Here is a 14,936-nt window from a genome sequence, read left to right as displayed (position 1 = left end):
AAATCATTTATATTTAACAGTGCTTAAATGAGGACCAAGATAAGCTAAAAATATTTTATTTTCTTCAGCCGGCTTAATGTAACCTCTAAAATCTTCCGATATATTAAAATGCAAAGGTATTATTTCTTTCTCCCCATTTTCATTTAAAAATAATCTCTGATCTCCATATCTATTCATTGTTTGCTCACTTTCATCCTTTATATGCACACCAAGCTTCGTTATTACGTGCCGACGAAATGAATTTTTCCAATAATTATCACAATATATCTGAAAGATTCCCATAGCCCGATCTAGCTGGTTAAGCTTTCCCATATTAAAGCCACGCAAAGAGTTCCTTGCCTCATCAGAAATGAGGACATTAGGATATTTAGAGGGGAATATCTCTAAAAATTCCTGAGCATTGCTGAATTCTGATCTTGGCAGGTACTTTTGAAGCCACGTACCAGCTGTGTTTGATAAGCTTCCTAGATGTTCAATATTAATCTGACTAGTAATCAGTTCGTCGCTTGTGTCATCTAAAGAAAGTTTATCTACCAAATAGTTATATTTATCCCAATTAGATCCAGGAATAGATACACTACGAATACTGTTAATGCAGGAATACTGAAACCCCTTAACTTCTGAAGAATCATACAGGTATTGATCATCAATGATCTCAATACTGCTAGAAAAAGGAGCATTAACAATAATGCTTAAAAAATGTTCATATTCATCCCTTTCTAACTTACTACTGCTCATCAATTTATATGCGTTTCCCAACCCATTAAAATCTTTTGAAGAAAAATCATCGGTAAAAACAACAGATGGAAACTCCTTAAGATTGGCAATTCGCATCAACTTTACCAACTGATTATAAAAAGCATCGAGATCATCAGGTGAGCGTATATTAGACTCAGATAGTTCATTAAAAGCAAAATCCACGAATTTATACCTCAGTATAAAATATATATTCTATTAAGGCGTACTATTCCCACGTAATCTTAGGATCTCATTCAACGCGTAAGACCATTCATCAAAGAATCCAGCAGGCCAATAATCAAACTGTCCAGAGGCGTTCATTACTGGATTATGCACGATCGTTGTGGGTGCTTCGTAATCTTTTCCTGTGCCTAACTCAAAATAATAAAACTTAGATTTATCTGAATCAAAAACATTCTTCAGCGTTTGAACGCGAATACCATTAATAATATGATCACTATGCGTCTCAACAATAACTTGAACTCCATCAGCTGCTGTACATGCTATTAACTCACCAATAATAAACTGCCCCCTAGGGTGTAAGTGAGCTTCTGGCGTATCAATAATTATCGTATCCCCAGGAGACGCAGATAAGCACATAACGACAACTGGTAGAACATAAGATATACCAAAACCTATATTTGTTGGCCTAACATCAGATGATTTACCCAGACTAACATCAAAGCTATATGACAGACTCACTTGATCTGTTTCCGGATGAGCCTTTGTTGTTAAATTAATATTTTTGCTTATATCTTTTAGCCAGTAAGCCACTTGAATAGCTAATTGGTCTGAGGGGGAATCTATATGATTTCTAAGCCCTAAATCCAAAGAGTCAGCACCATAAAATTCCAAATAACTATTAGAATATTGACCAAATATACCGACATGCTTATCTATACGTACAATTTGATGATCAACACTTTGAGCTGCTCTAGGACCTAGCCTTTCTGCTGATAAATATCTAATTTTCGAAAGAGCATAAACAAGCTCACTATCCCCTTCCTGATGATCAGGATTTAACTTCTCTATGGGTTTAAGGTCAGCATAATCATTATCTAATTTATATTGAGAAGCATCAATATGAATCCCAAAACTAAAACCTTTGCTGCTAATATGTAAATCTATAAATGCAGCTTCGGCATTCTGATAATAAATATCATTTAACCTACCAAGGCTTAAAGTCTCAGTATTAAGACTGACTGTCTCCTTTAAGTTCCTCGAATACTGCTGAAGCAGGAGCAAAGCTTGACAAATAGTTGATTTTCCCGAACCGTTTATACCACTTAATACATTAAGATTACTCAGCTCGAGGTTACAATTATCGAAGCTTTTAAAATTAGTTAATGAAATATTATCTATCAATCTCAACAATCCTTTTAATCAATTTTAAAATTTCACTATTTCTATAACGCATAGTTTCTGGCTTTCTAGAGTTAACCGCCCAGCTAAACTGCTTTACTTCTAAAAGTTCCGAAAACAAATTTACAACTAAACCTCTATTTTTAACAAGAACATCTCGATCAGATTTTGAAAACATGCGAAGGCAATAAATCCAAGCTTCATATATATTTTTATTCACACGAGGCCTCGTGTAGCCTCCGTCTTCTTTTAACTTTATTTTTCTAAATACTAGATCATCAAAAATATTTATTGCAGTTTTATATGCATTTGAAAAATCCTCAACTTTAACCTCAATCAGCTCTTCACCAGCTAAGTTTATTGCCTTCATACTTTCCGTTAAATATCGATCAATATCCGAATAATAGACATCATCATTTTCAACAAACCAGGATCCGAGCCCCCTTAATACCAGTTCGTTTAGCTCCATTCTCTCGTTTGCATCAGCTTTACTACTCCATAAACTCGGAAAATCGAGTTCTATCACAATTTTTTCTAAGCACTTTGTCGCCTTACCATTTTTACCATTATTTAGGGCATGCCTTATTTCTTGATCTGATAATGGAAGACCGCCGGTATTTATCCTTTTAAAAATATTATACTTTACCTCTTCCGGAGTTCCAGGATTTATAAATAAAACCGTCACATCAGTTTCTAAAATACGTCTCTGGAATGTACGACTTAAATCATCAAAATAACTTCCATTTAACTCAGTTATATATTCCAATCCTGAAAGAACCAATTTTTTATCAATAACAAATTCTTTTAGAGCTGATATACGCTGAAGTCCATCTACTATTTTCCAGTCATTTTCCTCAGAAGCATCAATATAAAAAACTGGAATCGGAATTCTTACAAGCAAAGATTCAATTAGTCGACTTTTTGTATCATTAGTCCATATTGATGAACCACGTTGGTACGAGGGTGTTGAAATCTCATTATGCTCAACCCGAGACAACAAGTTATAAACAGATTGTACTTTTGATACCATCTGAATTTTTGAAGGATCAAATGGGTGACTTATCGAGATCTCTTCACTCACAAACTTTTCCTCATTTATCGAATAAATAATTTTTTTTACATTTAATAACGCAATAAAAAAGCACTTTAGCTTTCCTATACTAATCCCATACATCGAGAATAAACACAATGACTATACCATCATTTTTCACTTCCCAGCATACAAATACTAACCTTTAGCACATACAACTCTAAGCCGTCCATTCATCAATCATATTCGCCCAGTCCTGCAACATGCCTGTACGCTGCTCACGATATTCGGCTTTGTTATAGATTGCCCTTACACCCTTCTGCTCATGTGCCAAGCATTTCTCTATCCAGTCGGTGTTGTAACCGGCTTCATGGAGCAAGGTACTGGCTGTTCGTCTCAGGTCGTGCGGGCCGAATTTGGCAAGCGGTTGCCCCTCTTTCTGAGCCAGCTTGTAAGTCATCGTCATTACCCGGTTCAGCGTGGCACTACTCATGGGGACGTCAGAATCGTAGCGTGACGGCAGAACATACTCCGATCCACCGGAGAACGTCTTCAAAGCGATGAGGATGTCCATAGCCTGCCTGGATAGAAACACCAGGTGAGGGTTTCGCCGCTTCATCCGTTCTTTGGGGATCGTCCAGAGCGCTTCGCTGAAGTTGATCTCACTCCAGGTAGCATTCGTCAGCTCGCTTTTACGCACCATCGTCAACAACAGTAGCTTTACCGCTGCCCGGATCGATGGTGATGTACCAATACGCCCCATGTACTGGTACATGGTACTGATTTCTTCTGGCGTCAGGGTTCGATCTCTCGGCTCAAACCTAGCAATGCTTGCTGGCCTAACCAGGTCTGCCGGGTTTTCGACCTTCTGACCCCGCTCAGTCGCCCAGCGGTATACTTGGAGTACAATCTCACGCGCATGAACCGCCGTAGCAGGCGCACCGCGCTCTACGATGGCGTCGGTAAGTGCTCGCAAGTCCTCGTGGGTGATTTCGGTCAGCTTCTGATTGCCGAATTTCGTTTCCAGCTCTCTCGTATAAACCGAGCGGCGCATATCACGGGTAGAGTCGGCCATCTGGTAGCCACGTAGCCACTTTTCCGCCCAGGCACCAAAGGTTTCAGCCCCTTTTACACGCGCCTTGTCCCGTGCCTTCTCCTTCGCTGGCGACTTTCCATCAGCGACCATCCGCTTGGCTTCACTAATTCGCTCACGGGCTTCTGCTAGCGTGATCCCCCCAACGCCATAGCGGCCAAAGGTGATTGTCTCTTGCCTGCCATTGATCGAGTAGTTGTAACGGAATGAGATAGAGCCGGCAGGAGTGACAGCCACATAGAGGCCATCCCGGTCATTCACCTTGTAGAGTTTATCCCTCGGCTTGAGGTTGCGCAGCTTGGTATCGGTCAGCAAGAGTCTTATCCTTCTTCGATTCCAATACCATGCTGGAAGATCACCTGAAAATTAGGCCATAAAATCAATAAAACCAGATAGTTAAGTAATTTTGATACCATGAACACACAGGATCAAGCAGCATGGTATCGGCTATCACTCATGGCATCATGTCTCGATAATACCACTTTGGATACCACGCTCAAGCGGTGCTTCCCGCTGCCATCAGTTGCCAAATACTGCCAGACATAAAAACAAAAAAGCCCATGAAAACATGGGCTTAATCGTCATTTAATGCCAGTTAGTACCAGCTAATGCCTAACGTGTGATCATTCCCACTCGATGGTGGCGGGCGGCTTGCCGGAAATATCGTATACCACGCGGCTGATGCCGTCGATTTCATTGATGATACGGTTGGACACATGGCCCAGGAAATCGTACGGCAGGTGGGCCCAGTGGGCGGTCATGAAGTCGATGGTTTCCACGGCACGCAGAGACACCACCCAGTCGTACTTGCGGCCATCGCCCATGACGCCAACGGAGCGCACCGGCAGGAACACGGTAAAGGCCTGGCTGACCTTGTTGTACAGGTCGTGCTTGCGCAGCTCTTCAATAAAGATGGCGTCGGCCCGGCGCAGCAGGTCGCAGTATTCCTTCTTCACTTCACCCAGCACCCGCACGCCCAGACCCGGACCCGGGAAGGGGTGACGATAGAGCATGTCGTAGGGCAGACCCAGCTCCAGGCCCACGCGGCGAACTTCGTCTTTAAAGAGTTCGCGCAGCGGCTCAACCAGACCCATCTTCATGTCGTCGGGCAGACCGCCCACGTTGTGGTGAGACTTGATCACATGGGCCTTGCCGGTGGCAGAGGCGGCAGATTCAATCACATCCGGATAGATGGTGCCCTGGGCCAGCCACTTGGCGTTCTTGAGCTTCTTGGACTCTTCGTCGAACACTTCCACAAACACGCGGCCAATGGCCTTGCGCTTGGCTTCCGGCTCGTCGATGCCGGCCAGGGCGGTGAGGAAGCGGTCTTCGGCGTCGGCCTTGATGATGTTCAGGCCGAAGTGATCGCCGAACATTTCCATCACCTGCTCGCCTTCGTTCAGGCGCAGCAGGCCGTTGTCCACGAATACACAGGTCAGCTTGTCGCCAATGGCACGGTGCACCAGCATGGCCACCACGGAGGAGTCAACACCGCCGGACAGACCCAGAATCACCTCGTCGTCGCCCACCTGCGCCTTGATACGGGCCACGGCGTCTTCAATGATGGAAGCCGGGGTCCACAGGGCTTCACACTGGCAGATATCACGCACAAAGTGCTCCAGCATGCGCGCGCCCTGACGGGTGTGAGTCACTTCCGGGTGGAACTGCACGCCGTAGAAACGGCGGCTTTCGTCGGCCATGGCGGCAAAGGGGCAGCTGCCGGTCTGGGCGACCTTGTCAAAGCCTTCGGGCAGGGCCACCACCTTGTCGCCGTGGCTCATCCAGACGTCCAGCAGGGCATTGCCGTTGTCGTCGATGGCGTCTTCAATGTTGGCGAACAGGGCGCAGTCGGCCACGCGCTGCACCTGGGCGTAACCGAATTCACGCTCGTTGGAGCCGGCCACGGCGCCACCCAGCTGCTGAGCCATGGTTTGCATGCCGTAGCAAATGCCAAATACCGGCACACCGGCATTAAACACGTATTCCGGCGCCCGCGGGCTGCCTTCCTCGGTGACCGACTCCGGCCCCCCGGACAGAATGATACCGTTCGGATTGAAGTCGCGGATCTGCTCCTCGGTGACGTCCCAGGCCCACAGCTCGCAATACACGCCCAGTTCACGCACACGGCGCGCAATCAGCTGAGTGTATTGTGAGCCGAAGTCCAGGATCAGGATCCGGTTGTCGTGAATATTCTTGGTCATCGTCTTCCTACTCGTTACAAACACCGCCTGTGGGGGGAGCAGGCGGCAATAGAAAAACGGGGGGACCAGCCCCCCGTTCGTCGCGTTCCGGGATTAACCCAACCGGTAGTTGGGCGCTTCCTTGGTAATGGTCACATCGTGCACGTGCGACTCCTGAATGCCCGCGCCGGATATCTTAACAAATTCTGCCTTGGTGCGCAGGTCATCTATGGTGGCACTACCGGTGAGTCCCATGGCACTGCGCAGACCGCCCATCTGCTGATGGATAATTTCCTTCAGTTTGCCCTTGTAGGGCACCCGGCCTTCAATGCCTTCCGGCACCATTTTATCGGCGGCGTTGTCGCTCTGGAAGTAGCGATCGCTGGAGCCCTTGCTCATGGCACCCAGGGAGCCCATGCCACGGTAAGACTTGAACGCGCGGCCCTGGAACAGCTCGATTTCACCGGGAGACTCTTCGGTGCCGGCAAACATGGAGCCCATCATCACACAGTTGGCGCCGGCCGCCAGGGCCTTGGCGATGTCACCGGAGAAACGAATGCCGCCGTCGGCAATCACCGGAATGCCCAGATCCTTGAGTGCTTCCACGGCGTTGGCCACGGCGGTAATTTGCGGCACACCACAACCGGTGACGATACGGGTGGTACAGATGGAGCCGGGACCGATGCCCACCTTCACCGCGCTCACACCCGCTTCGGCCAGGGCCAGGGCGCCGGCGGCGGTGGCCACGTTGCCACCGATGATGGCCAGATCCGGATAGGCGGCACGGGTTTCGCGAATGCGCTGCAGCACACCCTCGGAGTGACCGTGAGAAGAGTCGATCAGCAGCACGTCAAGGCCGGCGGCCACCAGGGCGGCAATGCGCTCTTCGTTGCCGGGTGCGGCGCCCACGGCGGCACCCACGCGCAGGCGGCCCTGAGCATCTTTACAGGCGTTGGGTTTGCTTTCCGCTTTCTGGAAGTCCTTGGCACTGATCATGCCGGCCAGGCGACCGTTGTTTTCTACCACCAGTACCTTTTCAATGCGGTGCTGCTGCATCAGGGCTTCTACCTGATCGCGGCCGGCGCCCACCGGCACGGTAACCAGGCGGCTCTTGTCGGTCATGACTTCATGCACGGGCTTGCTCATGTCCTGCACAAAGCGCACGTCACGGCCGGTGATAATGCCCACCAGCTCGCCGTCGGCGGCAATGACCGGGTAGCCGGCAAAGCCGTTCTGCTGAGTCAGTTCACGCACATCGGCAATGGTCATGTCGGGAGTCACGGTGACCGGATCCGACACCATGCCGCTTTCGAATTTCTTGACCTTGCGCACCTGGGCAGCCTGGGCCTCAACGGACATGTTCTTGTGAATAAAACCAATGCCGCCTTCCTGGGCCAGGGCAATGGCCAGATCGGCTTCGGTCACGGTGTCCATGGCAGCGGAGACGATGGGGATGTTAAGATTGATTTCCCGGGTCAGCCGGGTGCGGAGATCCGCCGTGTTGGGCAATACGGTGGAATGAGCTGGGACCAGCAGTACATCATCAAAGGTCAGGGCGTCTTGGGCAATCCTAAGCATCGCAATATTCACCATAAGTTGGGGGGTAAAAATATTGCCAAAGAATTTTAGGCATTCACCCCCTTCGGGTAAAGCGATTTTTTGTTATTTTGGTCGGCAAGACGAAAAATTCTCCCCAAAGCGGTTTATTTTCAAATAAAAATACTCACCAGAGGTGATTTTGCAGCAGGAAAAGTTAACCAATATCTACACCGTCAGCCGCCTTAATCGCCACGCCCGGCTGCTGCTGGAAGGCGACATGGGGGCGGTATGGCTCACCGGTGAAATCTCCAACCTGGTCATGCCGGCCTCGGGCCACTGGTATTTCTCGTTAAAAGACAACCAGTCGCAACTGCGCTGCGCCATGTTTCGCGGCAACAACCGCAGCGTGGGTTTTCGGCCGAAAAACGGCGATCAGGTACTTATCTTCGGCAAAGTTACGCTCTATGAGCCAAGGGGCGACTTTCAGCTGGTAGCCCAGACCCTGGCTCCCGCCGGCGAAGGTTTGCTCAAGCAGCAGTTTGAGGCCCTTAAACAGGCGCTGGCCGCCGAGGGCCTGTTTGCCGCCGAGCGCAAGCGCCCGCTGCCGGCCCACCCAACGCGTATTGGCATTATCAGCTCTCCCACGGGCGCGGCGGTGCACGACATTCTCACCGTGCTGGCCCGCCGGGCGCCGCAGCTGGAGGTGATCCTCTATCCCAGCCAGGTACAGGGTGAAGGCGCCGTGCCCCAGCTCATTCATGCCCTGAGTGAGGCCAACCGGCGCAACGAGACCGATCTGCTGCTGCTGGCCCGAGGGGGCGGTTCGCTGGAGGACTTGTGGTGCTTTAACGATGAGCGCCTGGTGCGGGCCATTGCCGCGTCCCACCTGCCGGTGGTCAGTGCCGTGGGCCACGAGGTGGATGTGAGCCTGAGTGATCTGGTGGCCGACCTGCGCGCCCCTACCCCCTCTGCCGCCGCCGAGCTCATCAGCCAGGACGGCGGCGTGCAGCGGCGCCAGTGGCAACAGGGCGGCCAGCGCCTGGAGCAGGCCATGTTGCGCTGGCTTGCCGACCGGCACAACCGCCTGCAGCAATGGCAGCACCGACTGGAGCGACAGCACCCACGCCAACGCCTGCAGCAGCAAAGCCAGCAGCTCGACCAGCTGCAGCTACGCCTGGAGCGGGCGATGAGCCGGCGGTTGGAGCAGGCACAGCAGCGGACCGAGCAGGCCACACTGCGCCTGACACACCAGCACCCGGGTCAGCGCCTGGTATACAGCGCAGAGCGACTGAACACCCTGGAGCAACGCCTGCACCGAGCCCTGAGTGCCAAACTGAACCGCCTCGAACATAAACTGGCCCTGGCCGGCTCTCGGCTGCACGCCATGAGTCCCCTGGCCACCCTGTCCCGGGGTTACAGCATCACCCTGCACAACAACAGCGTGATCACCAATGCCGGCCAGCTGAAGGAAAATGACGTTATCACCACTCGGCTGGCCCAGGGCGAAGTGGTAAGCCGGGTGGAAGGCGTGACGGCCGAATCAGACTGATTTGGTGTTGAACCCGACCGGCGTTCAAAAACATGAGTATCCGTGCTCAGAAAAGAGATGGCCGCCGGCTTTCCCATTAACCTTGGCGTTAATGCACCGCCACCGGCCGTACCGTCAAGGACTCGGTGCCGGCATGCATATCATGCTGCAGCCGGTACCGGGCAATCATTTGCTCCAGTACTCGGCATTCCTCCACCAGTTGCAGGCTGGCACTGGCGGCGGCTTCGGCCTGCGCCAGGGTGTCGCCGGAGCTGTCCCGCACGCGCGTGATGTTACGGCTGACCTCGGAGCACACCGCACTTTGTTCATCCGCCGAGGTAGACACCTGGGCATTCAGCTCATTGATGCGCGCCACCTGATCGATAATGGATTGCAGGGAGCCCATGGCATCCTGAGTGCGGGCCACGCTGTCACCGGCCTGACCTTCTGCTTTTTCAATGGCGTGCACCGCTTCCTTGGCTTCGTTCTGCAACAGCCGAATCATGCCGGTGATCTCTTCTGCTGAGTGCTGAGTGCGCAGTGCCAGGGTGCGCACCTCGTCGGCCACCACCGCAAAGCCCCGCCCCGACTCGCCGGCACGCGCCGCCTCTATGGCTGCATTCAGCGCCAGCAGGTTGGTCTGTTCGGCAATGCCCTTGATCATGTCGAGCACCTTGTCCACCTGATCACAACGGCCGTCCAGTTCGCGAATCACTCTGTCGATACGGCCAATTTCGCCGCTCAGGGCCTGAATGCCCGTCACCGCCACCCGGGCCTGATCGCTGGCGGTCAGGGCAAAGGCATGGGTTTGCTCCGAGGTCTCTGCGGTCAGTCTGGCGTTCTCCCGCACTTCCCGCGCCGAGGCCTCCATTTCATTGATGGCAGTGGCGATCAGGGCGGTTTCACCGTCCTGAGCCTTGACCGAGGCGTCGGTCTGCTGGGCGGTATGCTGAATTTCTCCGGCGGCGGCATAAATGTTACCGGTCACCCGGCGCACCTCGGCCAGGCTGTGCTGAAAACTGCCAAGCAGGCCATTAATGGAGTCTACCAGGCCACCCAGCTCATCCTTGCCGAGCTCGGGCAGGCGCCCGGAGAGATCCCGCTCCTTGGCCACCTGCTGCAGGCGCCGACGAATACCGAGAATGGGTCGCTTTAGGTAAAGATGCTGCACCAGCCACAGCCCTCCCAGCGCCAACAGGAACACCGCCAGCAGCATGGCCGCCAGCTGCAGGTTGTTGTGTTTGATTTGCGCAAAGGTATCGCGCAGATCGTAACTGATGCGCACCGCCCCCATCACGGTGCCTTCCGGCACCTGGTGACACTGCAGGCAGGCGGTGCCGCGATATGCTTCATGGGCCCGAAACGGCTTGACCATGGTCAAACTGGGACTGTCCCCCTTCAGGTTCAGCTCCAGCACGGTTTCACCCTGTTCAATGGCACGCCGGTCAAGCTCGTCTTCCACGCCCTGATCCGGTGCCCCCGGGCCAAACACCTCGGTCACCGCGGGTGCGCGGATCACTCGGGCACTTTCAATGCCCTTTTCCTGCTGAATTTTGGACTGTACCAGGCCACGCCGGTGAATGGCCCCGTTTACCATCAGCACATTCAGCTCATCCATATAGAGGTTGGCGGTGGTCTCTATTTTTTCCTCGGCCAGGCTCAGGGCCAGGCCACGCTGCAACTGGGTCGACACGCCATAGCACAACGCAAACACCAAGATGAAGGTCGCCAGCAGCGGCAGTAGAATTTTCCAGTTCAGTGAGAGGTTACGCATGTGAGGTGAGTTTTCGTATGGGGCCAATACATTCATTCTAGAGCAATTTCATTTTGGGAAAATGACAATCCAAAGTGCGCTTGATTTGGATCAATAGACTCTTACGAATCTTTAATTCGCACACCAATACATCAGCCGAACTATACTTTGAGTGCTGTTATAGAAAGCAGGGTGTTTTGTGCCTGTTTTCGGGAGGTAATCATGGGTATGTCACTCAGACTTAAACAGTTTCTTGAACAACGCCGTGTTCCCTACAACATGGTGCACCACCCCTACGCCGAGGGCGCAGCCCAGAGCGCCATTGCCAGCCATATTCCCCTGGCTCAGATGGCCAAGGCGGTCATGCTGGAAAGCGAAGACGGCCGTGCCATGATGGCGGTGCTGCCCGCCGCCGATAAACTCGACATGGAGCGACTCAGTTATCTGATACACGCGCCCATGGCGCTGGCACCGGAACATCACCTCAGCCACTGGTTCAACGACTGCGATCCGGGCGCCATTCCGGCCATGGGGGAAGCCTATGCCGTGGATACCATGGTGGACGACGAGCTGCTGGGCATGGCCGATATCTATCTGGAAAGCGGGGATCACCGCGATCTGGTGCATATCAGCGGCGACGACTTTCGCCGACTGGCTAATGACTGGAAACACGGACAGTTCAGTCGCAAACCGGATCCCTGGAGCCGGGTGGAACGTATGTAACAGGTCCCAGACCTTCACACACTAAAACGGGTGCCAATGGCACCCGTTGTTTTATGTAGCCGGTCGCATTAATTAGGACCACAGTAACCGGGCAGTTTCATGCCGCGTTTTTTCAAGATTTGACACTTCTTGCGGTCAATCCCGTCCCCCATCGACAGGGTTTTGCTGACAATGGGGCCTTCGGAAGCAAGCGGTGCGGCCTGGGCAGGCACCACGGCCACGGAAAACAGTGCCGCCAGGGCCAGTGACATCAGGGTTTTCATGGTATGTCTCCTTATTGACATTATTTGACAACCCGACTGCACGGCGCAAGCCAGTGCCTTGATACCCTGCAGTGGTTATTTATTTGTCGCAACCACCCCGGCAGTTCTTACACTGAATGCATAACCTTGTACCTGCCACCCTCTTTGTGACCCCAAGGAGACCGACATGAACATTCTGATGGTGCTGACTTCCCACGATCGGCTCGGCGACACCGGCGAGCCCACCGGCTTCTGGCTGGAGGAGCTGGCCGCCCCCTATTACCGGCTGAAAGACGCCGGCGCGCGCATTACCCTGGCGTCACCCAGGGGCGGCCGGCCGCCCCTCGATCCCAAAAGCCGGGATCCCGACATGATGACCGACGACACTCGGCGGTTTGAGGCCGACGCCGAGGCCATGGCCGCCCTCGACAACACCCTGCCGCTCACTCGAATTCACGATCGGGACTTTGATGCGGTGTTTTACCCCGGCGGCCACGGCCCGTTGTGGGATCTGACCGAAAACGCCACCTCGGTGGGGTTGATTGAACACATGCTGCGCCGGGGCCGTCCGGTGGCAGCGGTGTGCCATGGCCCTGCCGTGCTGTGCCACGCCAGAACGCCCGACGGTCAGCCGGTGGTCCGGGGCAAGCGAGTGACCGGTTTCAGCAACCGTGAAGAGGCCGCCGTGGGGCTCACCGAGGTGGTGCCCTTTTCCATTGAAGACATGCTCACCGGCCAGGGGGCGCATTACAGCAAAGGCGAAGACTGGAGCAGCCATGTGGTCGCCGACGGCGGGTTGATTACCGGACAGAATCCGGCCTCCAGTGCCGCCACCGCCGACGCCCTGCTGGCGGTGCTGAAGGCTTGAGGGTACATTGGGCGCTGTTGCAACCAACCGGAGCACAGCGCCAGCCATGGGCCGTTTGCTTTCTCTTACCACGCGCCTCAGCCTGATTTTTACCCTGACCATGCTGGCCATCTGGGGCCTGGTCAGCCTGGTGCTGATGCAGGCGCTGGATCAGCACTTTGCCCGCCAGGACGAGGCCGCCCTGCAGGGCAAGGCCGTGCTGGTCAACAACCTGCTCGCCAGCCAGCTGAACAGCGGCCGGCCCGACTGGCCGCGGCTGCAGACCCGCCTGCACCAGGCCCTGGCCGGTTATGGCGACCATGCCCTGCAGATCAGCACGCCCGAGGGCAGAGTGCTGGCAGACACGCGCGCGCCCGAAGCCCGGCACCACCCACTGCCCCCGTTGCAGGCCCTGCCGGTATTTGAAAGCTGGGTTGAAAACGGCACTCGCTACCGTGCCCTCACCTCGTCCTTCGCGCCGCCCTCTGCCACAGCGGAGCTGCCCGACACACTGATGATCCGCGTGGTGCTCGACACCCGCTACCACCAGCATTTTATCGATGACATTAAGGCCGGCCTGCTCTGGTTGACCGCAGGCATGGCACTGGTGTCGGTATTGCTGGGCTGGTTTGCCTCCCGCACCGGGCTCAGGCCATTGCGGGCCCTGGCCGGGCTCGCCACCCGCATTACCGCCAGCAAGCTGGATCACCGGCTGCCCCTGCATGGCGCGCCGGCGGAACTGCATGCCCCCATTGCCGCCTTCAACAATATGCTGGACCGGCTGGAAGACTCCTTTCAGCGGCTGACCGATTTTTCTTCCGACATCGCCCACGAGCTGCGCACGCCGATAAACAGCCTGATGCTGCAAACTCAGGTGGCCCTGAGCCAGCCACGTCATGCCGCGGACTACCGCGAAGCCCTCTACGCCAACCTGGATAGCGCCGAGCGGCTTGGCAGAATGATCAATGAAATGCTGTTTCTGGCCAAATCAGATCGGGGGCAGCTGGCGCTGCACCCCAGTACACTGGATCTGGCCGAGGAGATGGATGAACTGATTGAATTTTTCGAGCCCGTGGCAAGCGAGCAAGAGGTGCGGCTGCATCGCCAGGGACAGGCCGCTCTGCAAGGTGACCGGGCCATGTTACAGCGGGCCTTCAGCAATTTGCTGAGCAATGCCATTCGCTACACGCCGGCACGGCAAGCGGTGACCATCATCATTGGTGAAAACGAGAACGGCGTCACCGTGGCCGTGGCCAATCCGGGGCCGCCTATTCCGCCGGCACAGTGGCCGCGGCTGTTTGATCGCTTCTATCGGGCAGACAGCGCCCGTCAGCCAACCACCGAAGGCACCGGCCTGGGTCTGGCCATTGCCAGGGCCATTATCGTCGGTCATGGCGGCACCCTGACGGTGCATTCCGATAAGCGGGAGACCTGCTTTACCGCCCGGTTTCCCGCCCCTGCGTCAACGACATGACGCCTTAATGTATGCCGTGACGGCGCTGTTGCTCCCGCACATACGCAATAATGGCGCTGACTTCGTCGCGGCTTACCCCGGCCACCGGCGGCATATCGCCAAAGCGCCAGTGATGTGCATGCACACCCTTTGCTGCGGCCCGGTAAAAGGCCTCGTCGCCATGGTGTGACGGCTCGTATACCTTGTGCAAAAAGGGCGGCCCCTGGGGCGTGCCCCTGAGGTCGGCACCGTGACAGCTGGCACAATATTCACCGTAAGCCACCCGCCCCTGGCGGGACAGCTCCCGGTCGTGAGGCATGCCGGCCCCCATAAAGCGGCCGCCCATCATCAAATGGCCGGCGATCATGGAAAGCCCCACCACTACCATGGCGCCGGCAAGCCAGATCACCCAACGGTTTGCACCCAATGTTTTTTTCACCTCTTGCCG

13 protein-coding genes are annotated in these 14,936 nt (G+C 54.2%); 4 read left to right on the top strand and 9 right to left on the bottom strand.

Annotated elements, in window-relative coordinates:
• Nucleotides 1–3 precede the first annotated feature (3 nt).
• From OJHNALOF_RS08545 to guaB, 6 genes are all read right to left on the bottom strand, one after another.
• Complete coding sequence (locus tag OJHNALOF_RS08545) at nt 4–921, bottom strand: hypothetical protein (protein ID WP_165661742.1); 918 nt, start codon at nt 919–921, stop codon at nt 4–6.
• Nucleotides 922–954: 33 nt separating this feature from the next.
• The gene (locus tag OJHNALOF_RS08540) at nt 955–2,103 is read right to left on the bottom strand and encodes a DUF3696 domain-containing protein (protein ID WP_165661741.1); all 1,149 of its coding nucleotides are present in this window, start codon (nt 2,101–2,103) and stop codon (nt 955–957) included.
• The gene (locus tag OJHNALOF_RS08535) at nt 2,093–3,181 is read right to left on the bottom strand and encodes a DUF262 domain-containing protein (protein WP_165661740.1); all 1,089 of its coding nucleotides are present in this window, start codon (nt 3,179–3,181) and stop codon (nt 2,093–2,095) included. The genes OJHNALOF_RS08540 and OJHNALOF_RS08535 overlap by 11 nt, the downstream gene beginning before the upstream one ends.
• Before the next feature lie 169 nt (nt 3,182–3,350).
• A complete protein-coding gene (locus tag OJHNALOF_RS08530) occupies nt 3,351–4,538 on the bottom strand; it encodes a site-specific integrase (protein ID WP_165661739.1) in 1,188 nt (395 codons plus the stop codon).
• Nucleotides 4,539–4,846: 308 nt separating this feature from the next.
• The gene (gene guaA, locus OJHNALOF_RS08525; protein WP_094199511.1) at nt 4,847–6,424 is read right to left on the bottom strand and encodes a glutamine-hydrolyzing GMP synthase; all 1,578 of its coding nucleotides are present in this window, start codon (nt 6,422–6,424) and stop codon (nt 4,847–4,849) included.
• A 93-nt stretch (nt 6,425–6,517) separates the two neighbouring features.
• Nucleotides 6,518–7,981 carry an IMP dehydrogenase gene (gene guaB / locus OJHNALOF_RS08520; RefSeq protein WP_094199512.1) on the bottom strand — a complete coding sequence of 488 codons (1,464 nt, stop codon included), beginning with the start codon at nt 7,979–7,981 and terminating at the stop codon, nt 6,518–6,520.
• A gap of 160 nt (nt 7,982–8,141) precedes the next feature.
• Between guaB and xseA the strand changes: the two genes are divergently transcribed.
• Entirely contained in the window at nt 8,142–9,491 is a 1,350-nt protein-coding gene (xseA, locus tag OJHNALOF_RS08515) for an exodeoxyribonuclease VII large subunit (protein ID WP_165661738.1), read from the top strand.
• An 88-nt stretch (nt 9,492–9,579) separates the two neighbouring features.
• Here xseA and OJHNALOF_RS08510 read toward each other — a convergent pair whose 3' ends face one another.
• Nucleotides 9,580–11,244, bottom strand: coding sequence for a methyl-accepting chemotaxis protein (locus tag OJHNALOF_RS08510; protein WP_165661737.1), 1,665 nt, complete (start codon nt 11,242–11,244; stop codon nt 9,580–9,582).
• A gap of 207 nt (nt 11,245–11,451) precedes the next feature.
• Here OJHNALOF_RS08510 and OJHNALOF_RS08505 point away from each other — a divergent pair, with 207 nt between their 5' ends.
• Nucleotides 11,452–11,946, top strand: coding sequence for an aminoacyl-tRNA deacylase (locus OJHNALOF_RS08505; RefSeq protein WP_240919654.1), 495 nt, complete (start codon nt 11,452–11,454; stop codon nt 11,944–11,946).
• A 68-nt stretch (nt 11,947–12,014) separates the two neighbouring features.
• Here OJHNALOF_RS08505 and OJHNALOF_RS08500 read toward each other — a convergent pair whose 3' ends face one another.
• The gene (locus tag OJHNALOF_RS08500) at nt 12,015–12,209 is read right to left on the bottom strand and encodes a hypothetical protein (protein WP_094199516.1); all 195 of its coding nucleotides are present in this window, start codon (nt 12,207–12,209) and stop codon (nt 12,015–12,017) included.
• Between the two features lie 166 nt (nt 12,210–12,375).
• Here OJHNALOF_RS08500 and OJHNALOF_RS08495 point away from each other — a divergent pair, with 166 nt between their 5' ends.
• Nucleotides 12,376–13,056 (top strand): type 1 glutamine amidotransferase domain-containing protein, encoded by a 681-nt coding sequence (locus OJHNALOF_RS08495; protein WP_165661736.1) that lies wholly within the window; start codon nt 12,376–12,378, stop codon nt 13,054–13,056.
• Between the two features lie 46 nt (nt 13,057–13,102).
• The gene (locus tag OJHNALOF_RS08490) at nt 13,103–14,509 is read left to right on the top strand and encodes a heavy metal sensor histidine kinase (RefSeq protein ID WP_165661735.1); all 1,407 of its coding nucleotides are present in this window, start codon (nt 13,103–13,105) and stop codon (nt 14,507–14,509) included.
• Nucleotides 14,510–14,513: 4 nt separating this feature from the next.
• Here OJHNALOF_RS08490 and OJHNALOF_RS08485 read toward each other — a convergent pair whose 3' ends face one another.
• Complete coding sequence (locus OJHNALOF_RS08485) at nt 14,514–14,927, bottom strand: cytochrome c (protein ID WP_370462303.1); 414 nt, start codon at nt 14,925–14,927, stop codon at nt 14,514–14,516.
• Nucleotides 14,928–14,936: the final 9 nt, after the last annotated feature.

Origin of the sequence: Oceanimonas sp. MB9 (genome assembly GCF_011319775.1) — a bacterium.
Classification (GTDB): Bacteria; Pseudomonadota; Gammaproteobacteria; order Enterobacterales; family Aeromonadaceae; genus Oceanimonas; species Oceanimonas doudoroffii.
This window is presented reverse-complemented; position numbering and strand designations above follow the sequence as displayed.

Excerpts from the sequence above, each read along its gene's own strand:
- guaA (WP_094199511.1), bottom strand. The coding sequence starts at position 6,424 with ATGACCAAGAATATTCACGACAACCGGATCCTGATCCTGGACTTCGGC.
- guaB (WP_094199512.1), bottom strand. The coding sequence starts at position 7,981 with ATGCTTAGGATTGCCCAAGACGCCCTGACCTTTGATGATGTACTGCTG.
- OJHNALOF_RS08510 (WP_165661737.1), bottom strand. The coding sequence starts at position 11,244 with ATGCGTAACCTCTCACTGAACTGGAAAATTCTACTGCCGCTGCTGGCG.
- OJHNALOF_RS08505 (WP_240919654.1), top strand. The coding sequence starts at position 11,452 with ATGTCACTCAGACTTAAACAGTTTCTTGAACAACGCCGTGTTCCCTAC.
- OJHNALOF_RS08500 (WP_094199516.1), bottom strand. The coding sequence starts at position 12,209 with ATGAAAACCCTGATGTCACTGGCCCTGGCGGCACTGTTTTCCGTGGCC.
- OJHNALOF_RS08495 (WP_165661736.1), top strand. The coding sequence starts at position 12,376 with ATGAACATTCTGATGGTGCTGACTTCCCACGATCGGCTCGGCGACACC.
- OJHNALOF_RS08490 (WP_165661735.1), top strand. The coding sequence starts at position 13,103 with ATGGGCCGTTTGCTTTCTCTTACCACGCGCCTCAGCCTGATTTTTACC.